The sequence below is a fragment of the Geobacillus sp. PLS 41 genome, from assembly GCF_056494105.1.
Genome location: NZ_CM151395.1, coordinates 1,877,750 through 1,898,626 on the forward strand (window position 1 = coordinate 1,877,750; position 20,877 = coordinate 1,898,626).

Genomic DNA, 20,877 nt, shown 5'->3' on the forward strand with positions numbered 1-20,877 from the left:
ATTAATAACAACAAACGAACCAATTGCCGCTTGCGTCATACAATAACGGTAAGAGATGGCTCTGTAGGTAAGGAGGGGTGCCGATGCGTCTTGAGCGCTTGACCCACAACAAAATCAAAATTTTCCTGACGTTTGACGATTTGCTGGACCGCGGGTTGACGAAAGACGATTTATGGAAAGATACGTTTAAAGTCCATCAGCTGTTCCGCGATATGATCGAGGAAGCAAGCGAAGAGCTCGGTTTTGAAGTGAACGGATCGATCGCGGTCGAAGTGTACTCTTTACCGGCGCAGGGCATGGTCGTTATCGTTACGAACGAAGGCGACTACGACGACATGGAAGAAGAATTCGCCGACGATTATATCGAAATGCAAGTAACGCTCGATGAGAGCGATGACATATTTTACGAATTCCAAACGTTTGAAGATGTCATCCAGCTCGCTCATCGCCTGCATGCGGTCGGCTGCCTCGACGGCACGCTTTATTCCTATCAAGGCCGCTTTTACTTGCATGTTCCCGAAGAGCCCCCAATTCCGCTCGACAACTTTGTCGCCTTGCTGGCCGAGTTTGGCAACCCGGCTACGATAACGATACATCGTGTGCAAGAATATGGGAAGCGGCTGATTGAACGCCGCGCGATCGAACAGCTCGTTCGTTATTTCCGCGCCAATTAAAGGTATAGAAAGGCTCCTTGAAATGGACAAGGAGTCTATTTTTTTGCGCCAACTGTTCGACGCCGCTTCGCCATTTTTCCTTTGCATCCGGCCACAGAAGGTGTATACTATGACATGAAAGGCGACAAATTATTATAGCGAGCTTATAGGAGGTTTACGTATGGCAGCCGATAAGCATACGGAAGAGAAAGAACAACAATACGACGTGCTGGCGTCGACACAAATTGTTATACATAGAGCGTTGGAAAAGCTCGGCTACCCGGAAGAAGTGTATGAGCTGTTAAAAGAGCCGATCCGCGTGTTGACAGTCCGCATTCCGGTGCGCATGGACGACGGGTCGGTGAAAATTTTTACCGGCTACCGCGCGCAGCATAACGATGCGGTCGGTCCGACGAAAGGCGGCGTGCGTTTCCATCCTGATGTGACGGAACGAGAAGTGAAAGCGCTGTCGATTTGGATGAGCTTAAAGTGCGGCATCGTTGACTTGCCATACGGCGGCGGCAAAGGCGGCATCGTCTGCGACCCGCGCACGATGTCGTTCCGCGAGCTCGAGCGGCTAAGCCGCGGCTACGTGCGCGCCATCAGCCAAATCGTCGGACCGACAAAAGACATTCCGGCGCCGGATGTGTTTACGAACTCGCAAATTATGGCGTGGATGATGGATGAGTACAGCCGAATTCGCGAGTTTGATTCGCCAGGGTTTATCACCGGGAAGCCGCTTGTCCTCGGCGGTTCGCACGGCCGGGAAACAGCGACGGCCAAAGGAGTGACCATTTGCATCCGCGAGGCGGCGAAAAAACGCGGCTTGTCGCTCAAGGGAGCGCGCGTCGTCGTTCAAGGGTTCGGCAACGCCGGCAGCTATTTGGCCAAATTTATGCACGACGCCGGGGCGAAAGTCGTCGGCATTTCCGATGTGTACGGCGCGCTGTACGACCCGAACGGGCTCGACATCGACTATTTGCTTGAACGGCGCGACAGCTTTGGCACGGTGACGAAGCTGTTTAAAAATACGATTTCGAATCAAGAGCTGCTTGAGCTCGATTGCGATATTTTGGTGCCGGCGGCCATCGAAAACCAAATTACGGCCGAAAACGCTCCGCGCATTAAGGCGAGCATCGTCGTCGAGGCGGCGAACGGGCCGACGACGCTTGAGGCGACGGAAATTTTGACGCAGCGCGGCATTTTGCTCGTTCCGGACGTGCTTGCAAGCGCTGGGGGCGTGACTGTGTCGTACTTCGAATGGGTGCAAAACAACCAAGGTTACTATTGGACGGAAGAAGAAGTGGAACAGCGGCTTGAAAAAGTGATGGTCAAAGCGTTCAACAACGTGTATGAAATGGCGCAGACGCGCCGCGTCGACATGCGCCTTGCCGCCTACATGGTCGGCGTCCGCAAAATGGCGGAAGCGTGCCGGTTCCGCGGCTGGGTGTGAGGCGAGCAAGCGCCGATGTTTGCAAGCTTTGGTGAAATCCCCTATCATAAGATAGGGGATTTTTTGCTTCATGCGAGGTGGCAAAAACGATGAAAGAGGAGAAAATCATTATTGTCGGCGGCGGTCCGTGCGGGCTGGCGGCGGCGATTGCTTTGCAAGACGCCGGATTTTCGCCGCTGGTGATCGAGAAAGGAAACATCGTCCATTCGATTTACCGTTTTCCGACGCATCAGACGTTTTTCAGCACGAGCGACCGGCTCGAGATCGGAGGGGTGCCGTTTATTACGGAAAACCGGAAGCCGACGAGAAACCAGGCGCTTGCGTATTATCGTGAAGTCGTTGTCCGCAAACAGCTTCGCATCAATACGTTCGAAGAAGTGAAAGCTATTAAGCGCCAGGAAGACGGGACGTTTCTCGTTGAAACCTCAAAAGCGCTATATCGGGCCCGATACGTGGTCGTGGCCACCGGCTATTACGACCATCCAAACTATATGAACGTGCCGGGGGAAGAGCTGCCGAAAGTGATGCATTACTTTAAAGAAGCGCATCCGTACTTCAACACCGACTGCGTTGTCATCGGCGGCAAAAACTCGAGCGTCGACGCGGCGATGGAGCTCGTCAAAGCTGGGGCGCGCGTGACGGTCCTCTACCGGGGCGGGGAATATTCCAAAAGCATTAAGCCGTGGATTTTGCCGGAATTTGATGCCCTTGTGAAAAAAGGCGTCATTCGCATGGAGTTTCATGCCCATGTGAAAGAGATCACGGAAGATGCGGTCATTTACGAAGTGAACGGGGAGACGAAAACGATCAAAAATGATTTCGTGTTCGCCATGACCGGCTACCATCCGGATCATCGCTTCTTGATGAACATCGGGGTGCAGATCGACCCGGAAAGCGGCCGGCCGCATTATGATTCAGAGACGATGGAAACAAACGTGCCGGGGGTGTTTATCGCCGGGGTGATCGCCGCTGGCAACGATGCGAATGAAATTTTTATCGAAAACGGCCGCTTCCATGGAGACGCTATTGCCGCCTGCATCGCCAAGCGCGAACGGGAGGGGTCGGCCAAGCAGCTGCAGTAGCGCTTCTTGGCCAATACATCGACTGGGCATATGACGGCATGCCCTCCTCGAACAATGAACGCCTTGCGGGCAAATGACATTTGCCCGCCGGCGTTCTTGTTCGAGGGAAGAGGCAGAAAAGCGTGTGTTCAGCCATACCATTCTTTGTTTTTTAGTAAAATAATGGATAATCAACATTCGTGTAATGATGCTAAAGCGAGAAAGCGAGGGTGGCTTGCGTGACGAAACGGAAAGTGGTGCTCCTGACAACCGGCGGCACGATTGCGAGCAAGCGAAACGAACGCTCCGGCCGCCTGCGGGCCGGGGCGCTAAGCGGTGAAGAACTTGCGGCGATGTGCCATTTGCCGAAAGAAATTGAAATCATCGTGGAAAGCGTATTTCAATTGCCAAGCATGCATTTGACGTTTTCGCATTGGCTTGAGCTGAAAAAACGGATTGAGGCGCATTTCACCGATCCATCCGTTGATGGCATCGTCGTCACTCACGGAACCGATGCGCTCGAAGAAACGGCCTATTTCCTTGATTTGACGATCGATGACCCGCGGACGATCGTCGTCACCGGTTCGCAGCGGGCGCCGTCTGATTTGGGCAGCGATGTGTACATCAACATCCGCCATGCCATTTACGCCGCGTGCGCCGAGTCGTTGCGTGGGGCGGGGGCGGTCGTTGTGTTCAATGAACGCATTTTTGCCGCGAAATACGTGAAAAAAGAACACGCCTCGAACATTCAAGGATTCAACGCTTTCGGCTTCGGCTATTTAGGCATCATTGACAACGATGAGGTGTGCGTGTACCAAAAGCCGATCCGACGCGAATATTACAAGCTTGTGCGCCCGCTTCCGCCGGTGGACATTGTGAAATGCTACTTGGAGGCGGACGGCAAGTTCATTAAAGCGGCTCGAGAAAGCGGCGTCGCTGGCATTGTGCTCGAAGGGGTCGGCCGCGGGCAAGTGGCGCCAAAAATGGTCGATGAAATCGTCAAAGCCATCGAAGCGGGGATCAAAGTCGTTGTGACGACGAGCGCCGAGGAAGGGGCGGTGTATACAACGTACGATTACCCCGGCAGCGCCTACGATTTGCATAAGAAAGGGGTTATTCTTGGCAGCGACTACGATGCGAAAAAGGCGCGCATCAAGCTCGCTGTCGCTCTTGCTGCCGACGCCGCCGTTGATGGCTTGTTCGCTTATTAGGCAACAAGCGGCCCAGCAATTCCTCTTTTTTTCTCCCCTGTTTCGTGGTACGATGAAGTTAAAAATGCCAAAGAAACGGGGATCGAGGATGTTTTCGTTGATTTCCGCCGGCGTCGCCCCCGGGGTGGCGCTGCTTAGTTATTTTTATTTAAAGGACGAGTATGAGGCTGAGCCGCTTTCGTTTGTGTTGCGCATGTTTTTGTTCGGCGTCTTGCTTGTGTTTCCGATCATGTTCATCCAATACGTGCTGGCGGCAGAAGGGATCGTCGCGTCGCCGGCCGCCGAGGCGTTTCTTTCCGCTGCGCTCCTTGAGGAGTTTGTCAAATGGTTTGTCGTTTATTTTTTTGTGTATGACCACGACGAATTTGACGAGCCGTATGACGGCATTGTGTACAGCGCCAGCGTCTCGCTTGGGTTCGCGACGCTGGAAAACATTTTGTACTTGTTGGCCAACGGAGTGGAGACGGCCATTGCCCGGGCGCTTTTGCCGGTGTCCAGTCATGCGCTCTTTTCCGTCATCATGGGGTTTTATTTCGGCAAGGCGAAGTTTGCCGTAAAAAAGCGCCGCTATTATTTATGGGCGTCGTTTTTGTTGCCGTTTTTCCTTCATGGCGTCTATGACTGGCTGTTGCTCGCCAAAGAGCGATGGGGCTATTACATGGGGTTGTTTATGCTCGCCTTATGGTGGGCGGCGTTGCGCAAAGTAAAACAAGCGAAAGGATACGCCCGCCCTCAAGCGGTGCCGCCTGTGAAAAGCCAAGCGTAAAAGCTTTGGCTTTTTCTTTTTTTCGCATAAAAAAGGGAAACGGAAGGAAAATAGGGGTAAAAACGGTGAGTGTTGACGGGAGGTTCACATATGGCAAGAAAATGGGTTCTATTCATCGCATTGGCTGTTTGGACGTGCATTTACCCATCAGGCCATGCTTTCGCGTTTTCCCCGCAAGTGATTCAGCGTGGAGCAGTTGGCGATGATGTCATTGAACTGCAGGCGCGGCTGCAATACCTTGGGTTTTACAACGGCAAAATTGACGGCGTGTTTGGCTGGCGAACGTATTGGGCGCTGCGCAATTTCCAATACGAATACGGCTTGCCGGTCGATGGACTAGCCGGATCGGAGACGAAACGGAAGCTTGTGAACGCTTCAAAATATTACGAGCAGTTTGTGAAAGAGCAAATCCGCCAAGGAAACGATTTCACCCATTACGGCGGCATTCCGCTCAGCCAGCAGGTGAAAAAACGCGGCGGAGGATCGTCGCGGGCAGCGAAAACGACGGCGTCGAACGTGCCGAAAGGGTTTTCGCAAAACGATATTCGGCTGATGGCAAACGCCGTTTACGGGGAAGCGCGCGGGGAGCCGTACATCGGACAAGTGGCGGTTGCCGCCGTTATTTTAAATCGGCTGGAGCATCCGTCGTTTCCGGATACGGTCGCCGGGGTGATCTTTCAGCCAGGCGCGTTTACCGCGGTCGCCGATGGGCAAATTTGGCTGACGCCGAATGAAACGGCGAAAAAAGCGGTGCTTGATGCGATCAACGGCTGGGACCCAACCGGCGGAGCGATTTACTACTTTAACCCAGCCACGGCGACGAGCGCTTGGATTTGGAGCCGCCCGCAAATCAAGCGGATTGGAAACCATATTTTTTGCAAATAAAAGGAGGGAGACGAGATGGTGCGAAACTTACTGATTGCAGCGCTTGTCGTCGCTGTCGTCGGCACTGGTTACTGGGGCTACCGGGAGCATCAGGAAAAAAACGCGATCTTAATTCATGCGGAAAACAATTACCAGCGCGCGTTCCACGATTTGGCCTACCAGATCGATTTGCTGCATGACAAGCTTGGAGCGACGCTGGCGATGAATTCGCACGCCTCATTGTCGCCGGCGCTCGCCGAAGTGTGGAAAATCGCATCTGAAGCCCATTCCGATGTCGGCCAACTGCCGCTGTCGCTTTTGCCGTTTAACAAGACGCAAGAGTTTTTATCGAAAATCGGCGAGTTCAGCTACCGGACGGCCGTGCGCGATTTGGAAAAAGAGCCGTTGACCGAAGAAGAGCACAAGACGCTCGAGGCGCTGTACAAAAGCGCCGGCGCGATCCGCCAAGAATTGCGCAACGTGCAGCATTTAGTGCTGGAAAACAATTTGCGCTGGATGGACGTCGAACTGGCGCTGGCGACGAACGACGAGAAAGGCGACAACATCATTATTGACGGCTTAAAAGCGGTGGAGAAAAATGTTGATACATTCTCAAGTTCGTCCGAGTTCGGCCCGTCGTTCATCGGCCTCGCCAACGAGGAAAAAGGCTTTGTCCGCGCGAAAGGGCGCCCGATTTCCAAAGACGAGGCGAAACGGATCGCCCGCGAGTTTCTCGGCTTAAAAGGAACAGAGAAAATCAAGGTGACGGACAGCGGCAATGGGGCGGATGAGCGTTTTTACAGTTTAACGATTCACGATCCGAAAACAAAGGGCGACATTTATATGGATGTGACGAAAAACGGCGGATATCCGATTTGGGCGTTAAACAGCCGGCCAATCGGCAAGCCGAAGATCAGCTTGCATGAGGCGGCCAACCGTGGGATGGCGTTTTTGCGACGGCATCAATTCACCGGCTTTGAGTTGTACGACAGCACGCAATACGATAATGTCGCCGTGCTGACGTTTGTCAAAAGCGAAAACGGCGTCCGCATTTACCCGGAAGCGATCCAAATGAAAGTGGCGCTTGACAACGGCCATGTCGTCGGCTTTACGGCGCGCGACTATTTGTCATCGTCCATTCCGCGTCCGTTGCCCAAACCGACGCTCACCGTCGAGGCGGCGAAGAAAAAGTTAAACCCACATTTGAAAGTGATGGAAGAGCGCCAGGCGGTCATTATGAACGATTTGCAAAAACCGGTGCTTTGCTATGAGTTTTTAGGAACGCTTGGCGATGAAACGTATCAACTGTTCATTAACGCCGCAACCGGCCTTGAAGAAAAAGTCGAGAAGCTCGAAAGCGTGGAGCCGAATTACAGATGAAAACAAGGGAGGAAAAGCTGGCGCTGTCGGCTTTTCCTCTTTTTTTGGTCAAAGGCAGTCGGGCGGTATGGTATAATCGTCATGGGACATCATGCGGGTCAGCGAAACGATCGCCGGTTCGGCAGCTGACTGAAAAGGAGAAAAGGAAACATGATGATCAAAATCGGAGATTCGATCCGGCTTGAGCCGTCGGACGGCTCAGCGCGGCAATACCGAAGCAAAGCGCTCGCTGTTGCTGACGGGGCGGTTCATATCAGCTATCCGATCGATGAACAGAGCGGAAAAACCGTTTATTTGTTGAACGGGATGCAGTTTAAAGCGACTTTTGTCGGGCAAGACGGCGGTTTATACATGTTTGATACCGAAGTGAAGGGGAAAATCCGCGATCCGTTGCCGATGGTCGTCTTGGCTTACCCGGGCGAGGAATACGTCGTGCGCATCCAGCGCCGCCGTTATGTACGGGTGAAAGCGAATGTCGATGCGGCCGTCCATCCGTCTGACAGCGAGTTCGCTCCGTTTGTGACGATGACGGTGGATATCAGCGCCGGCGGCGCCGCCCTCCTTGTGCCGCCGGCGCACGCTCCGCTTCTTCGCCCCGGCATGGCGGTCGAGCTTTGGCTCGTGTTGGCGATGCGCTCCGGCGAATACCATTACGTGCAAACGAAGGCGTCGATTGTGCGCATGGCTGATGACGAACGCGGCATGGCGAAAATGTCGGTGGAGTTCACAAACCTCGCCCCCCAAGACCGCGTTCGGCTCATTCGCTACAGCTTTGAACGGCAGCTTGAGGAGAGAAAATGGGAGAACGAACAGAATAAATGAGCTGGGCGCGTGGAATACTGCTAGAAAAAATGGGAAAGCAGGAGGCTTGCGCCATGAAACGGATCGAACAGCTGTTGTGGAAGCTTGTCGTCATCCAGACGATTTGCCTGTTGATCGCCCAATGGCTTGTGTTGTACACGCCAGCGGCGTTGTATATCGGCAAGGTGTATGAATACGAAGGTGTAGCCAAGCCAGAAAAAACGAAAACAGTTGAAACGGCCGTCGACCGTTGACGGCGGATATGGTACAATGAACATGGAGACATGCAGGGTTTTCCTGCATTTTTCTTTGTGCACTCATCAAGCGATTTTCGGTAAAGCTAGGAGGAAATGATGAAACGACGAATCAGCATCGCAATCGACGGACCCGCCGCGGCGGGGAAAAGCACGGTCGCCAAACGGATCGCTGAGCGGCTTTCCTACGTATACATCGATACCGGCGCCATGTATCGCGCGCTGACGTACCGGGCGCTTGCATGCGGCGTCGACATCCATGATGAGCAGGCGCTCCTGTCGCTGCTTCGCGATACATCGATTGAGTTGAAACCGTCGCCGCATGGACAGATCGTCCTAGTCAATGGCGACGATGTGACCGACATCATCCGCGGTGAGGCGGTGACGAATGCGGTGTCGCTTGTTGCGAAGCATCCGCTTGTGCGCGAGGAGATGGTCGCCCGCCAACGCGCCTTGGCGGAAGGGGGCGGCGTCGTCATGGACGGGCGCGATATCGGAACGCATGTGCTGCCAAACGCCGAAGTAAAAATTTTCCTGAAAGCTTCGGTCGAGGAGCGGGCGCGGCGCCGGCATGAGGAAAATCTCGCGCGCGGCTTTCCATCCGATCTTGAAAAGCTGAAAGAAGAGATCGCCCGCCGCGACCGGCTCGATTCGGAACGGGAGACAGCGCCGCTTCGCAAGGCGCCGGATGCGGTGGAAATCGATACGACATCGCTGTCGGTTGAGGAAGTGGTGGAGCGGATTATGGAGATTGTCAACGAAAGGATTGGATGACGGTGGACTTTTATTCATTCGCCAAGGGGATCGTCAAGGGAGTGCTCACCCCTTTTTACCGCATTCAAACGATCGGGATTGAACAATTTCCAAAGGAAGGCGGCGTGCTTCTTTGCGCCAACCATATCAGCAACCTAGATCCGCCGGTCATCGGCATTACGGCGCCGCGGCCGATTCGGTTTATGGCGAAAGAAGAGCTGTTTCGTGCTCCGGTCGTGAAAACGCTCGTCAAAAGCTTGCATGCCTTTCCGGTCAAGCGCGGCATGAACGACCGCCAGGCGCTGCGCACGGGGCTTGAGGTGCTGAAGCAAGGCGAAGTGCTCGGCATTTTTCCGGAAGGGACGCGCAGCAAAGACGGCCGGCTGAAAAAGGCGCTGCCCGGCGTTGGCTTTTTCGCTTTGCGCACCGATGCCGCCGTTGTCCCGTGCGCCATTGTCGGCCCGTACCGTCCGTTTGCGCCGCTTAAGGTTGTGTACGGAGCGCCGGTCGATATGGCGCCGCTGCGCGCGCGGAAAGCGAGCCCAGAAGAAGCGGCCGATTACATTATGGATCATATCCGCCGGCTGCTGGAAGAGCATCAGCGAGCATGAAAGGAACATGCTGTTCGATGCATCCCTTCCGCCGCCTCAATGAGCATTATAGTACATGTTGATTGAGAAAATATGGTATACTAACTAGAAAAGCGTCCTTATTTTGCCGACAGCCGGCCGCGGCCTCGGCGCGAGGCGCGCTTTTGACAGTTGTCAGTCGATGAAGGAGGGTTTTTGCGATGACAGAAGAGATGAATGTGCAAGTCAATGTGTATGAAGTGGGCGATATCGTCCGCGGCAAAGTGGTGAAGCTTGAGGACAAGCAAGTGCTGGTCGAGGTGGAAAACAGCAAGCAAAGCGGCATCATTCCGATCAGCGAGCTGTCGAACTTGCATATTGAAAAACCGAGCGATGCCGTCGCTGTCGGCGATGAAGTGACGGCCAAAGTCAAAAAAGTGGAAGAAGGAAAAGACGGGGAAGAAGGGTTGCTCATTTTATCGAAAAGAGCGGTGGACGCCGAGCGGGCGTGGGAAGATCTTGAGCGCAAATTTGCAAGCGGCGAAACATTTGAAACAGTCATTAAAGACATCGTCAAAGGCGGTCTTGTCGCCGATGTCGGCGTGCGCGGCTTCATCCCGGCGTCGCTTGTCGAGCCGCATTACGTCGAAGATTTTTCCGATTATAAAGGAAAAACGCTCTCCGTGAAAGTCGTCGAGCTTGACCGCGAGAAAAACCGCGTCATTTTGTCGCATCGGGCGGTCGTTGAGGAAGAACAAGCGCGGCAGCAAAAAGAACTGCTCTCCCGCCTTGAGCCGGGGCAAGTGTTGGATGGCGTCGTCCGCCGCATTGCCGATTTCGGCGTCTTTGTCGATGTCGGCGGGTTTGATGGGCTCGTACATATTTCCCAGCTTTCCCATACGCGCGTCGCTCATCCGTCGGAAGTGGTGAAAGAAGGCGATGCGGTGAAAGTGAAAGTGTTGGCCGTCGATCCGGAGAACGGGCGCCTGTCGCTGTCGATCAAAGAAGCGCTGCCGGGCCCATGGGAAGGCCTCAGTGAAAAAGTGAAACCGGGTGATGTCGTCACCGGGACGGTGAAACGGCTCGCTTCGTTCGGCGCGTTTGTGGAAGTCTTCCCAGGCGTCGAAGGATTGGTGCATGTGTCGCAAATCGCCAACCGCCGCATCGGCTCGCCGCATGAAGTGCTGAAAGAAGGCGACGTGGTGAAGGCGAAAGTGCTCGACGTCAACGAAGCGGATCACCGCCTTTCCCTCAGCATCCGCGCGCTGCTTGAGGAAGAGGCGGCCGCGCCGGCCGAGGATTACAGCCAATACACAAGAACGTCGGAAACGCGCGGCTTTCAGCTCGGCGAAGTGATTGGCGAGCAGCTGAAAAAATTAAAGTAATGTAGAGCCACAAGATCAACTAGCTGTCAAAACAAAGCGAAAGCTCCCTTCTGTCCGATGGCTTGAGCCATCTGGACGGAGGGAGCTTTTTTGCTTGATTCATTGCAGTAGGGTGCGGCTGTTGCTCGCATCGGGACAAGAGCGGCCGCAAGGGAAGATAAGGACCGCTTTTTCTTAATGGCGGTTCCGTTCCCGCGCTTCCTCCGGCGTGTCGAGCCGAGCCGCTCCTTTATAGGAGAGGGACTGATCCCGGTCTGACTCGACGCGCCGCGATTGCTTCAGCTTTTTTTCCTGTCGATCTTTTCCCATTTCGCCATGGCTCCTTTCTGCTTCGGTACAGCGATCATTTTTACTATGAACGAATGCTGTTTTTTCTATACAGGAATGAACGTTCATAAAAGATGACATAATGAACATAATAAGGAGTGGAAAAGATGGAAGGAGCTTATTTTTATTTCTTTTTTTGGGCGTTATGGATTGCAGCGACATTTTTGATGAAAAAGACCGTCGAGCAGACGAAGCTGGCTGCATTTTCGCTTTTCATGATCAGTTCGGCCTCGATGACGGTGAAGATCAGTCCCATTCATATGGCGGCGTCCTTTTTTGTGCTTTTTTTCTCCTCTTGTTACGTGGCGGTCACACAGCGGCCATGCGGATGGCTGCGGATGGCGCTGTCAGCGTCCGGCTTGGCGTTTGCCTATGCCGCTTTTCGTCTGCTTGCCTTGTTTGATCCGGTCTGGATTTGGCTTGATGGCCAATGGATGCTTGGCTGGTGGATGGCCTTGATCAGCAGTCTGTTCCACCGCCGCATATCCGCCCGCCTTCTTTGTCTGGCGCTCGGCGGCTGTCAAGGGGAAGTGGTGTACGCCATGTCCATCTTGCGCATGGCGCCGGGTTATGTGCTTGGGTCGTTTTCCTTTTTGGATGCGCTCGCCATTAGCGCATCATCTTTGCTCGTTTGGGAATCGATCCGCTTCTTCTCGCTGCAGCTTGAGGAAAAACGGCCTGTAAGGAGGACGAGGCAGCCGTGAACGAATACACGTTTCCGATTTTATACGGTGTTGCCGCTGGGGTGTTGACGCGGATTTATTTGTTGCGCACCGATTACCGGCAATACCCGACGTATTTGCACGGTCGGACAATCCATATCGCCTTAGGGGCCATTGCCGCCGGCCTGGGAACGGTCGCCGTGCCGGCGATTATGGAAAAAGAGTTCGCAGCGATCACGTTTTTGGCCTTGGCCGCCTCACAATTTCGCGACGTACGCAATATGGAGCGCAATACGTTGAACGAGTTGGATCAGTATGAGCTGGTGCCGAGAGGAAAAACATACATCGAAGGCATCGCGATTGTGTTTGAAGGGCGGAACTATTTAGTCATTTTCGTCTCCTTTTTATCGACGCTCTTTTATTTAGTATGGGACATTTGGGCCGCGCTTGCCGCCAGTATCATCGGCCTTATGACGGCGCGGCGGTTTATGAGCGGAAGCCGGCTGAAAGACATTGCCGAGGTCCAATATGTCAAGCCGCATTTTGAAGGGGCAGGGCTGTATGTTGACAACATCTATATCATGAACATCGGCTTGCCGGCGCGGCGCGAAGAAATTTTGCGCTATGGAATGGGGTTTATTTTAACGCCGAAAAATTTCAACGCCCGCACGACGATCGCCAATCTTGGGCAGCGGCAGGCGATTTTGCATGATGTATCGACCGCCCTCGGCATTTACCGCGACTCGGGAATGCCGGCGCTCGTGCCGCTCGCCAAGCGCGATTTGAATGACGGACGCGTCGGCATTTTTATTTTGCCGCAAGTCGAGGATGTCGAGAAGGCGAAGGCTGTCATCGAAAACGTGCCGGTGCTTGAGAGCGCCATCCGCATGCCGAAGAAACGGCGTTGGAAGCGGAAGGGGTGGAGCGGCGATGATGCATGAAAAAATAATTTTGGCCGTCATTACGATGAACGGCGGGCGCGTCGCCGGCGGTGCGCCGATCTTTATTTGCCAAACTAAAGAGGAAATGGAACAGATCGCCGCGAATTTAGAGGCGATTTTGGATGGCATCGCCCATGAAGTGGGCGAGGGGCTTCTTATTATCGTCAAACATTAGTTGTTGAGCGTTTCGCTTTTTGATAAAATAAAGCAGTTGTAGCCTACCCTGGTTCATCGCTAAAAGATGCACTTGATTGGCAAAAAGTCATTTCCTTCCTAGCCTCGCAGTCAAGTGCCCTTGGCGTTGATGGACCGATGCCCTTCCGAAAAGGGCGTTTTTTTTCAGCGACAAAGGTAAGGAGAAAACGAAGATAAAGGGTGGTAGCATGGCAAATCCAGTCGTGGCCATTGTCGGCCGTCCAAATGTAGGAAAATCGACGATTTTCAACCGTATTGTCGGGGAACGCATTTCCATCGTCGAAGACGTGCCTGGAGTGACGCGCGACCGCATTTACAGCCGAGCCGAATGGCTGAACCATTCGTTTTATTTGATCGATACCGGCGGCATTGACATTGGCGACGAGCCGCTGCTTGTGCAAATTCGCCAGCAGGCGGAAATCGCCATCGATGAGGCGGATGTCATCATCTTTATGACGAACGGCCGGGACGGTGTGACTGCGGCTGATGAAGAGGTGGCCAAGCTGCTCCGCCGGTCGAATAAGCCGGTTGTGCTCGCGGTGAACAAAATCGACAATCCGGAAATGCGTGATTTGATTTACGACTTTTACGCTCTGGGCTTTGGGGAGCCGTATCCGATTTCCGGAGCTCATGGGACAGGGCTTGGCGATTTGCTTGATGCTGTTGTCCGTCATTTTCCAAAGGGCGGTGGACAAGAGTATGAAGAAGACGTCATTAAGTTTTGCCTCATTGGCCGGCCGAATGTCGGCAAATCGTCGCTTGTCAACGCCATTTTAGGTGAGGAGCGGGTCATCGTCAGTGACATCGCCGGTACGACGAGGGACGCCGTCGACACCTCATTTGTGCGCGAAGGGCAGGAATATGTTATCATTGATACGGCAGGGATGCGCAAACGAGGGAAAATTTACGAAAGCACGGAAAAATATAGCGTCTTGCGCGCGTTAAGGGCCATTGAGCGCTCGGACGTCGTGCTTGTTGTGTTAAACGCTGAGGAAGGCATCATCGAGCAGGACAAAAAAATCGCCGGATACGCGCATGAAGCGGGTCGCGGTGTCATTCTTGTCGTCAATAAATGGGATGCGATTGAAAAGGACGACAAAACGATGGTCGAATTTGAGCGGAAGATTCGCGATCATTTTCCGTTTTTGGACTATGCGCCGATTTTGTTCGTATCGGCGAAAACGAAGCAGCGGTTGCATAAGCTCTTGCCGCTCGTCCGGCTTGTGAGCGACAATCATGCGATGCGCGTCCAGACAAATGTGCTCAATGAAGTCATCATGGATGCGGTGGCGATGAATCCGACGCCGACGCATAACGGGCGGCGTCTGAAAGTTTATTACATGACGCAAGTCGCCGTCAAACCGCCGACGTTTGTCGCGTTTGTCAACGACCCGGAACTGATGCATTTTTCATATGAACGGTTTTTGGAAAACCGCATCCGCGATGCATTCGGTTTTGAAGGCACGCCGATTAAAATCATCGCCCGCCCGCGGAAATAAGAAAAGCGGAGGCCGCGCGCCAAGCTCCCGAGGCAAAATGTTCTCCGCGCCGAGAAGTGCTTGCACTTCGAGGGCGGAGGTTATTTTGCGGAAGGGAGCTAGCGGCCGGAGCTAGACAGGAAGAAAAGCGGAGGCGAGCGGTTCGCCGCGACGGGCAAATGTTCTTCGCCTGGAGGGATTTACAATCCCGAAGGCGAAGGTTATTTGACCCCGAGCGGCGGCGAGCCGCAGCTAGACAGAAAGAAAAGCGGAGGCGCCGAGATTAGCTCTCGAAGCCAAATGTTCTTCACCCGCAGGGGGGCCTGCCCCCCGAGGGGGAAGGTTATTTGGCAGAAGAGAGCTAGGCGCCGCAGCTGGACAGAAAGAAAAGCGGAGGCCGCGCGCCCATCGGCGATACGCGTTGCGAGGCCGGCGAAGAGGCTCGAACCAAGGAAAGCTTGGTTCTGTGTGGGTGGTGTCACAGGAGCGTAAGCCATGTGTCGCCGCCGCGAAAGTCGGACGAACAGGAGCGAAGAGGCGGCGCGATTGCTATTTTTCAAGGTTGCGACAATCGGATAAAGGAAGTGGAAAACGATGGAGAACATCGCCGTATTGGGGGCTGGAAGCTGGGGAACGGCGTTGGCGCTCGTGCTGGCTGACAATGGGCACCACGTCCGGCTCTGGGGTCATCGGACCGAGCAGATCAGCGAAATCAACGAAAAGCGGACAAATGAGAAATATTTGCCAGGCGTTCGCCTGCCGGACGCCATTATCGGCTATGACGACCTTTGCGCTGCGCTTGACGGCGTTGCGATCGTTGTGCTCGCCGTGCCGACTAAAGCGATCCGCTCGGTGCTTGCGGACGTGCGCGCCTGCTTGGCCAAGCCGATCACCATTGTTGCCGTCAGCAAAGGAATCGAACCAGGGACGCATAAGCGGGTGTCGGAAATGGTCGCCGAGGAAATGGGGGAATGGCTTGCAGATGTTGTCGTTCTCTCCGGGCCGAGCCATGCCGAGGAAGTCGTGCTCCGCCACCCGACGACCGTGGCGGTATCGTCGCCAAATATGGAAGCGGCGCGCCGCATTCAAGACATCTTTATGAACCATCACTATTTTCGCGTGTATACGAACCCGGATTTAATCGGCGTCGAAGTCGGCGGGGCGCTGAAAAATATCATCGCCTTGGCCGCTGGAATCAGCGACGGGCTTGGCTATGGGGATAACGCCAAAGCGGCCCTCATCACGCGCGGGCTCGCCGAGATTGCCCGCCTCGGCTGCGCCCTCGGCGCTAATCCGTTGACATTCGCTGGTTTGACGGGAGTCGGCGATTTGATTGTCACGTGCACGAGCGTCCATTCCCGCAACTGGAGGGCCGGCTACATGCTCGGCCAAGGAAAAAAGCTGGACGAGGTGCTTGAGAGCATGGGGATGGTCGTCGAAGGGGTGCGAACGACAAAAGCCGCCTATGAGCTGGCGAAAGAGCTTGGTGTGAAGATGCCGATCACCGAAGCTCTCTATGACGTATTGTTTGCGGGAAAAGACCCGAAAGAGGCGGTCGATTCGCTCATGGCGCGCGGAAAAAAAGAGGAAATGGATGACTTAAACAACATTTTTGCCGAACAAGAATGATGAAAATAGGCCAATGGCGGTACAAGTCGTCTTCGTTCTGCATACAATATGGCGAACCATCATCGGCTTGAGCTTCCGGAAGGGTATGAGGGGATGCTGAAGTAAAGAAAGCCCCGCTTTACTTCAGCTTTTTTTTTGCCAATGCTATAATGATAGTTGTCGAAAAAAAGGAGGAGCGTCCATGTCACCGGCGTTAGCGAAAATGTGGATCGCCATCGCCTCGATGGTGTTTATGTTTATTTCCGTCGGCTTCATTTACTTAAGCCGCTACAAAGTCAAGATGAAATGGCTTCGCTTTCTGTTGGCGCTCGTCGCCTACATTCTTTTGATTTTCGCCGGCATCATCATCATTTTCGTCGTATTCAGCGGACCGACACCGCAATAGGCAAAAAGGTGGGAAAGATGAAACGAATCGCTCGCTTGTTGTTGTCATGTATATGTTTGGCGCTGCTTTCCGGCTGCTTGTATCCACAAGAGCGGCTGAAACAAAACCAAATTCCTTACAAAGACCAAGTGGCGGCCGTCCAATCGGCGGTGGATGAGTACCGGAAGGCGACCGGCGGGCTTCTGCCGATTAAAACACGCGACATGAACACGCCGATGTATTTGAAGTATCCAGTCGATTTTCAAAAGCTCGTTCCCCGCTATATGCAGGAGCCGCCGGGAAACGCCTATGAAAGCGGGGGCGTCTTCCAGTATATGATCATCGATGCGGAAACGAACCCGACGGTCAAGCTGCTTGATCTGCGCTTAGTCGAACGCATCCGTGATCTGAAGCTGCGGCTTAGCATGTACACGGACAAGCATAAATATCCGCCGTTTCAAGACGTCGTTGCGCCGGGCGTATTTACGCTCGATTACAAAAAGCTCGGCTATAAAGAGCCGCCTTATGTCGTCAGCCCGTTTTCCGGCAACAACTTGCCGTTTGTCATCGACGGGAATGGAGAAATTTACATTGACTACCGTTCTGATTTGTATGCGGCGTTGAAAAAATATCCGCACCACTACAAGCCGGGTGACGATATTCGCCCGATTTTGACCGACCATTCGCTGTTTGTGCCGGCGTATTCGTTGCCCTATACGATCGACGCCAAGACGAATGAACCGATTTTTTTTACAAAATGAGTCATCTTCCCTTCTCTAGGAAAATACATTCTAGAGAAGGGATTTTTTCTATTTTAGTCATAACCGAATCGGACAACATCATATGCATATAGTGTCCGACTATGCTAGCTCATTCCACTGTTTCTTATAACGACCGAAGGACTGGAGGGGAGTCATTTGGAAAAGGTCGATATTTTTAAAGATATCGCCGAGCGGACCGGCGGCGACATTTATTTAGGGGTCGTCGGCGCCGTCCGCACCGGAAAATCGACGTTTATTAAACGGTTTATGGAGTTGGTCGTGATTCCGAACATTAAAAACGAAGCCGATAAAGCGCGCGCCCAAGATGAACTGCCGCAAAGCGCCGCCGGCAAGACGATCATGACGACAGAACCGAAGTTCGTGCCCAACCAGGCGGTGACGGTGAAAGTCGACGAGGGTCTTGAAGTCAACATCCGGCTTGTCGACTGCGTCGGCTACGCCGTGCCCGGCGCAAAAGGATATGAAGACGAAAACGGGCCGCGGATGATCCACACGCCTTGGTATGAAGAGCCGATCCCGTTCCAAGAGGCGGCGGAAATCGGGACAAGAAAAGTCATCCAAGAACATTCGACGATTGGAGTCGTCATTACGACGGACGGCACGATCGGGGAAATTCCGCGCCAAGACTATGTCGAAGCGGAAGAACGGGTCATTAGCGAGCTCAAAGAAGTCGGCAAGCCGTTCATTATGATCGTCAACACCGTTCGGCCGCACCATCCGGAAACCGAGGCGCTTCGCCGCGAGCTCGCCGAAAAGTACGACATTCCGGTGCTCGCCATGAGCGTGGAAAGCATGCGCGAAGCCGACGTGTATAACGTGCTTCGTGAAGCATTATATGAATTCCCGGTGCTTGAAGTGAACGTCAACTTGCCGAGCTGGGTGATGGTGCTGCGCGAAGATCATTGGCTGCGCGAAAGCTATCAAGAAGCGGTGCGCGACACCGTCAAAGACATCAAACGGCTGCGCGACGTCGACCGGGTTGTGCAGCAGTTTGCCGAGTACGATTTCATCGAAAAAGCGGCGCTTGCCGGCATCGAAATGGGGCAAGGGATCGCCGAAATTGACTTGTATGCACCGGATGAGCTGTACGATCAAATTTTAAAAGAAATCGTCGGCGTCGAGATTCGCGGCAAAGACCATCTGCTTCAGCTCATGCAAGACTTCGCCCATGCGAAAGCGGAATATGACCAAATCGCCGACGCGCTGAAAATGGTCAAACAAACCGGCTACGGCATCGCTGCGCCCGCTTTGTCTGACATGAGTCTTGACGAACCGGAAATCATCCGCCAAGGGTCGCGCTTTGGCGTCCGTTTGAAAGCTGTGGCGCCGTCGATTCATATGATCAAAGTTGACGTCGAATCGGAGTTTGCCCCGATCATTGGCACGGAAAAGCAAAGCGAAGAGCTCGTCCGCTATTTAATGCAAGACTTCGAAGACGATCCGCTGTCGATTTGGAACTCTGACATTTTCGGCCGCTCGCTCAGCTCCATCGTCCGTGAAGGCATCCAAGCGAAACTTGCGCTCATGCCGGAAAACGCCCGCTACAAGCTGAAAGAAACGCTTGAGCGCATCATCAACGAAGGCTCCGGCGGCCTCATCGCGATTATTTTATAGAAAAGCGGAGGCCGCGCGCAAGCTCCCGACAAGGGAGCTTTTTTTGATGCCATTTTTTCAGTTGCTAAGCGGCAAAGGGAAAAAATCGCCAAAACCCTTGAGAAATCAGGATTGGCACTTGATTATAGGCATGGCGTTATGGTAATCTTTTATCTGAAATCGTTGTTTTGGTGAAATATGCCTAAAATTGGCCGTTTTTGCGAAAAAAGATGTTGAATTTCCGCGGTCAATTGGTTAAGATTAGGCATGTCACCGCCTGTTGGCGGGAAGAAGGCGGTTTTCCTCGCCCTTGGCTTCGTTTGCGCCCGGCGAAAACAGGAGGAGCCCAAACTGTTGGGAAGGGGCTTCAGCCGGCGGCATAGGCGCATCTTAGGCGGACTGTCGCGAGGCAAACATAGAATGATTGGCTGCGCCGGCGCGGCGCGCGGGCCTTCTTGCCGCTGGAATTGGATGTCTATGTATAGAAAAGCAGAAAAGTGTGCACAAATGGTAGTAAACAAGACCAGCCCCTTGGGAGGAGGTGAATGGCATGAACAAAACGGAATTGATCAACGCGGTCGCTGAAACAAGCGGTCTTTCCAAAAAAGATGCGACAAAAGCCGTTGATGCGGTGTTTGATTCGATTACAGAAGCGCTGCGAAAAGGCGATAAAGTGCAATTAATCGGTTTTGGAAACTTTGAAGTGCGCGAGCGCGCCGCCCGGAAAGGACGCAACCCGCAAACGGGCGAAGAAATGGAAATTCCGGCAAGCAAAGTTCCTGCATTCAAACCGGGCAAAGCATTGAAAGATGCCGTCAAGTAAGCCTACATAGCAGGAGCGCAGGAGGGAAGGGCAGGTGATCCACCGGCCCTTCTTTTTTGTTTTTTTTGGCTCCCTATGCTAGAATCGGATTACATGCAGCTTTTATGATGCAGGAGGATGTTGTTTGTATGCCAGAGATCAATTTTGCGCAAATTGAATATGCGGTCCGCCTCATTCTTGAGGCGATCGGGGAAGATCCAAACCGCGAAGGGCTCGTCGATACGCCGAAGAGGGTGGCGAAAATGTATGCCGAGGTGTTCGCTGGGCTGCAGGAAGACCCGAAGCAACACTTTCAAACCGTATTCAGCGAGGAACATGAGGAGCTTGTGCTCGTCAAAGATATTCCGTTTTATTCGATGTGCGAACACCATTTAGTGCCGTTTTTTGGCGCTGCCCACGTCGCCTATATTCCGCGGGAAGGGAAAGTGACCGGGCTGAGCAAGCTCGCTCGAGCCGTTGAGGCGGTGGCGCGCCGCCCGCAGCTGCAAGAGCGCATCACGGCAACGATCGCTGATTCGATCGTCGAGGCGCTTGAGCCGCATGGGGTGATGGTCGTTGTTGAGGCGGAGCATATGTGCATGACGATGCGCGGGGTGAAAAAACCGGGGTCCAAAACAGTGACGACAGCGGTGCGCGGCGTGTTTGAAACAGATGCCAACGCTCGCGCTGAAGTGCTTTCGTTAATCAAAGCGTAAGGAGGGAAGAGGATGTACACAAACAGCGATTTTGTCGTCATTAAAGCGCTCGAAGACGGGGTGAACGTCATCGGGCTGACGCGCGGCGCGGACACAAGATTTCACCATTCGGAAAAGCTTGACAAAGGCGAAGTGTTGATTGCTCAGTTCACGGAACATACGTCGGCGATCAAAGTGAGAGGAAAAGCGTATATTCAAACGCGCCACGGTGTGGTTGAATCGGAAGGGAAAAAGTAAA

Annotated in this window: 24 protein-coding genes; 23 read left to right on the forward strand and 1 reads right to left on the reverse strand. The window is 53.6% G+C overall.

Translation table 11 applies throughout. The features are described 5' to 3' along the window. The first annotated feature begins 83 nt into the window (after nt 1-83). The 12 genes from ACVX3G_RS09395 to rpsA all read left to right on the forward strand — a co-directional run bounded on the left by ACVX3G_RS09395 (nt 84) and on the right by rpsA (nt 11,150). Entirely contained in the window at nt 84-674 is a 591-nt protein-coding gene (locus tag ACVX3G_RS09395) for a genetic competence negative regulator (protein WP_011231720.1), read from the forward strand. Nucleotides 675-834: 160 nt separating this feature from the next. Continuing rightward, nucleotides 835-2,106, forward strand: coding sequence for a Glu/Leu/Phe/Val family dehydrogenase (locus tag ACVX3G_RS09400; RefSeq protein WP_011231719.1), 1,272 nt, complete (start codon nt 835-837; stop codon nt 2,104-2,106). Nucleotides 2,107-2,195: 89 nt separating this feature from the next. Beyond that, complete coding sequence (locus ACVX3G_RS09405; protein WP_014196215.1) at nt 2,196-3,188, forward strand: YpdA family putative bacillithiol disulfide reductase; 993 nt, start codon at nt 2,196-2,198, stop codon at nt 3,186-3,188. A 218-nt stretch (nt 3,189-3,406) separates the two neighbouring features. Next, the gene (locus ACVX3G_RS09410) at nt 3,407-4,378 is read left to right on the forward strand and encodes an asparaginase (protein WP_014196214.1); all 972 of its coding nucleotides are present in this window, start codon (nt 3,407-3,409) and stop codon (nt 4,376-4,378) included. Nucleotides 4,379-4,466: 88 nt separating this feature from the next. Beyond that, nucleotides 4,467-5,144 (forward strand): glutamic-type intramembrane protease PrsW, encoded by a 678-nt coding sequence (prsW, locus tag ACVX3G_RS09415; RefSeq protein WP_012820744.1) that lies wholly within the window; start codon nt 4,467-4,469, stop codon nt 5,142-5,144. Nucleotides 5,145-5,234: 90 nt separating this feature from the next. Further along, a complete protein-coding gene (gene sleB / locus ACVX3G_RS09420) occupies nt 5,235-6,029 on the forward strand; it encodes a spore cortex-lytic enzyme (RefSeq protein WP_011231715.1) in 795 nt (264 codons plus the stop codon). 15 nt (nt 6,030-6,044) lie between these two features. Then, nucleotides 6,045-7,388: a germination protein YpeB gene (gene ypeB / locus ACVX3G_RS09425; RefSeq protein WP_014196213.1), complete on the forward strand. Its 1,344-nt coding sequence runs from the start codon at nt 6,045-6,047 to the stop codon at nt 7,386-7,388. 153 nt (nt 7,389-7,541) lie between these two features. After that, a complete protein-coding gene (locus tag ACVX3G_RS09430; protein WP_014196211.1) occupies nt 7,542-8,210 on the forward strand; it encodes a flagellar brake protein in 669 nt (222 codons plus the stop codon). A gap of 53 nt (nt 8,211-8,263) precedes the next feature. Further along, nucleotides 8,264-8,443, forward strand: coding sequence for a YpfB family protein (locus ACVX3G_RS09435; protein ID WP_011231712.1), 180 nt, complete (start codon nt 8,264-8,266; stop codon nt 8,441-8,443). Nucleotides 8,444-8,542: 99 nt separating this feature from the next. After that, nucleotides 8,543-9,217, forward strand: a complete 675-nt coding sequence (gene cmk / locus ACVX3G_RS09440; RefSeq protein ID WP_011231711.1) for a (d)CMP kinase — start codon at nt 8,543-8,545, stop codon at nt 9,215-9,217. Beyond that, nucleotides 9,214-9,807 carry a lysophospholipid acyltransferase family protein gene (locus ACVX3G_RS09445; RefSeq protein ID WP_014196210.1) on the forward strand — a complete coding sequence of 198 codons (594 nt, stop codon included), beginning with the start codon at nt 9,214-9,216 and terminating at the stop codon, nt 9,805-9,807. Before cmk ends, ACVX3G_RS09445 begins: the two co-directional genes overlap by 4 nt. Before the next feature lie 179 nt (nt 9,808-9,986). Further along, entirely contained in the window at nt 9,987-11,150 is a 1,164-nt protein-coding gene (gene rpsA, locus ACVX3G_RS09450; protein WP_014196209.1) for a 30S ribosomal protein S1, read from the forward strand. A 174-nt stretch (nt 11,151-11,324) separates the two neighbouring features. On the opposite strand, the gene ACVX3G_RS09455 is transcribed toward rpsA, so the two are convergent. Beyond that, nucleotides 11,325-11,459, reverse strand: coding sequence for a YpzI family protein (locus ACVX3G_RS09455; RefSeq protein ID WP_013144883.1), 135 nt, complete (start codon nt 11,457-11,459; stop codon nt 11,325-11,327). 125 nt (nt 11,460-11,584) lie between these two features. On the opposite strand from ACVX3G_RS09455, the gene ACVX3G_RS09460 reads away from it, so the two are divergent. The 11 genes from ACVX3G_RS09460 (at nt 11,585) to mtrB (ending at nt 20,876) form a co-directional block, all read left to right on the forward strand. Next, entirely contained in the window at nt 11,585-12,181 is a 597-nt protein-coding gene (locus ACVX3G_RS09460) for a YphA family membrane protein (protein WP_014196208.1), read from the forward strand. Then, nucleotides 12,178-13,080, forward strand: a complete 903-nt coding sequence (locus ACVX3G_RS09465; protein ID WP_025039224.1) for a YIEGIA family protein — start codon at nt 12,178-12,180, stop codon at nt 13,078-13,080. The genes ACVX3G_RS09460 and ACVX3G_RS09465 overlap by 4 nt, the downstream gene beginning before the upstream one ends. Further along, the gene (locus tag ACVX3G_RS09470) at nt 13,070-13,255 is read left to right on the forward strand and encodes a capping complex subunit for YIEGIA (RefSeq protein ID WP_033007640.1); all 186 of its coding nucleotides are present in this window, start codon (nt 13,070-13,072) and stop codon (nt 13,253-13,255) included. The genes ACVX3G_RS09465 and ACVX3G_RS09470 overlap by 11 nt, the downstream gene beginning before the upstream one ends. A 208-nt stretch (nt 13,256-13,463) precedes the next feature. Further along, nucleotides 13,464-14,774: a ribosome biogenesis GTPase Der gene (gene der / locus ACVX3G_RS09475; RefSeq protein ID WP_013144887.1), complete on the forward strand. Its 1,311-nt coding sequence runs from the start codon at nt 13,464-13,466 to the stop codon at nt 14,772-14,774. 573 nt (nt 14,775-15,347) lie between these two features. Next, on the forward strand, nt 15,348-16,382 hold the full coding sequence (locus ACVX3G_RS09480; protein ID WP_011231704.1) for an NAD(P)H-dependent glycerol-3-phosphate dehydrogenase: 1,035 nt from the start codon (nt 15,348-15,350) through the stop codon (nt 16,380-16,382). Nucleotides 16,383-16,563: 181 nt separating this feature from the next. Beyond that, nucleotides 16,564-16,767 (forward strand): DUF2768 domain-containing protein, encoded by a 204-nt coding sequence (locus tag ACVX3G_RS09485; RefSeq protein ID WP_011231703.1) that lies wholly within the window; start codon nt 16,564-16,566, stop codon nt 16,765-16,767. 17 nt (nt 16,768-16,784) lie between these two features. After that, the gene (locus ACVX3G_RS09490; protein ID WP_025039227.1) at nt 16,785-17,507 is read left to right on the forward strand and encodes a hypothetical protein; all 723 of its coding nucleotides are present in this window, start codon (nt 16,785-16,787) and stop codon (nt 17,505-17,507) included. Nucleotides 17,508-17,663: 156 nt separating this feature from the next. After that, nucleotides 17,664-19,142 (forward strand): stage IV sporulation protein A, encoded by a 1,479-nt coding sequence (gene spoIVA, locus ACVX3G_RS09495; protein ID WP_011231701.1) that lies wholly within the window; start codon nt 17,664-17,666, stop codon nt 19,140-19,142. A 529-nt stretch (nt 19,143-19,671) separates the two neighbouring features. Beyond that, nucleotides 19,672-19,944 carry an HU family DNA-binding protein gene (locus tag ACVX3G_RS09500; RefSeq protein ID WP_008879623.1) on the forward strand — a complete coding sequence of 91 codons (273 nt, stop codon included), beginning with the start codon at nt 19,672-19,674 and terminating at the stop codon, nt 19,942-19,944. A gap of 128 nt (nt 19,945-20,072) precedes the next feature. Continuing rightward, nucleotides 20,073-20,639: a GTP cyclohydrolase I FolE gene (gene folE, locus ACVX3G_RS09505; protein WP_011231699.1), complete on the forward strand. Its 567-nt coding sequence runs from the start codon at nt 20,073-20,075 to the stop codon at nt 20,637-20,639. Nucleotides 20,640-20,651: 12 nt separating this feature from the next. After that, nucleotides 20,652-20,876: a trp RNA-binding attenuation protein MtrB gene (mtrB, locus tag ACVX3G_RS09510; protein ID WP_011231698.1), complete on the forward strand. Its 225-nt coding sequence runs from the start codon at nt 20,652-20,654 to the stop codon at nt 20,874-20,876. Nucleotide 20,877 lies beyond the last annotated feature (1 nt).

What these genes read in the sequence shown, in the direction of transcription:
- folE (WP_011231699.1), top strand. Translation starts at nt 20,073, where the DNA reads ATGCCAGAGATCAATTTTGCGCAAATTGAATATGCGGTCCGCCTCATT.
- ACVX3G_RS09455 (WP_013144883.1), bottom strand. Translation starts at nt 11,459, where the DNA reads ATGGGAAAAGATCGACAGGAAAAAAAGCTGAAGCAATCGCGGCGCGTC.
- ACVX3G_RS09485 (WP_011231703.1), top strand. Translation starts at nt 16,564, where the DNA reads ATGTCACCGGCGTTAGCGAAAATGTGGATCGCCATCGCCTCGATGGTG.
- ypeB (WP_014196213.1), top strand. Translation starts at nt 6,045, where the DNA reads ATGGTGCGAAACTTACTGATTGCAGCGCTTGTCGTCGCTGTCGTCGGC.
- ACVX3G_RS09470 (WP_033007640.1), top strand. Translation starts at nt 13,070, where the DNA reads ATGATGCATGAAAAAATAATTTTGGCCGTCATTACGATGAACGGCGGG.
- ACVX3G_RS09480 (WP_011231704.1), top strand. Translation starts at nt 15,348, where the DNA reads ATGGAGAACATCGCCGTATTGGGGGCTGGAAGCTGGGGAACGGCGTTG.
- ACVX3G_RS09400 (WP_011231719.1), top strand. Translation starts at nt 835, where the DNA reads ATGGCAGCCGATAAGCATACGGAAGAGAAAGAACAACAATACGACGTG.
- ACVX3G_RS09435 (WP_011231712.1), top strand. Translation starts at nt 8,264, where the DNA reads ATGAAACGGATCGAACAGCTGTTGTGGAAGCTTGTCGTCATCCAGACG.
- ACVX3G_RS09430 (WP_014196211.1), top strand. Translation starts at nt 7,542, where the DNA reads ATGATCAAAATCGGAGATTCGATCCGGCTTGAGCCGTCGGACGGCTCA.
- der (WP_013144887.1), top strand. Translation starts at nt 13,464, where the DNA reads ATGGCAAATCCAGTCGTGGCCATTGTCGGCCGTCCAAATGTAGGAAAA.
- ACVX3G_RS09460 (WP_014196208.1), top strand. Translation starts at nt 11,585, where the DNA reads ATGGAAGGAGCTTATTTTTATTTCTTTTTTTGGGCGTTATGGATTGCA.
- rpsA (WP_014196209.1), top strand. Translation starts at nt 9,987, where the DNA reads ATGACAGAAGAGATGAATGTGCAAGTCAATGTGTATGAAGTGGGCGAT.
- ACVX3G_RS09490 (WP_025039227.1), top strand. Translation starts at nt 16,785, where the DNA reads ATGAAACGAATCGCTCGCTTGTTGTTGTCATGTATATGTTTGGCGCTG.
- ACVX3G_RS09395 (WP_011231720.1), top strand. Translation starts at nt 84, where the DNA reads ATGCGTCTTGAGCGCTTGACCCACAACAAAATCAAAATTTTCCTGACG.
- sleB (WP_011231715.1), top strand. Translation starts at nt 5,235, where the DNA reads ATGGCAAGAAAATGGGTTCTATTCATCGCATTGGCTGTTTGGACGTGC.
- mtrB (WP_011231698.1), top strand. Translation starts at nt 20,652, where the DNA reads ATGTACACAAACAGCGATTTTGTCGTCATTAAAGCGCTCGAAGACGGG.
- ACVX3G_RS09445 (WP_014196210.1), top strand. Translation starts at nt 9,214, where the DNA reads ATGACGGTGGACTTTTATTCATTCGCCAAGGGGATCGTCAAGGGAGTG.
- ACVX3G_RS09500 (WP_008879623.1), top strand. Translation starts at nt 19,672, where the DNA reads ATGAACAAAACGGAATTGATCAACGCGGTCGCTGAAACAAGCGGTCTT.
- prsW (WP_012820744.1), top strand. Translation starts at nt 4,467, where the DNA reads ATGTTTTCGTTGATTTCCGCCGGCGTCGCCCCCGGGGTGGCGCTGCTT.
- cmk (WP_011231711.1), top strand. Translation starts at nt 8,543, where the DNA reads ATGAAACGACGAATCAGCATCGCAATCGACGGACCCGCCGCGGCGGGG.
- ACVX3G_RS09405 (WP_014196215.1), top strand. Translation starts at nt 2,196, where the DNA reads ATGAAAGAGGAGAAAATCATTATTGTCGGCGGCGGTCCGTGCGGGCTG.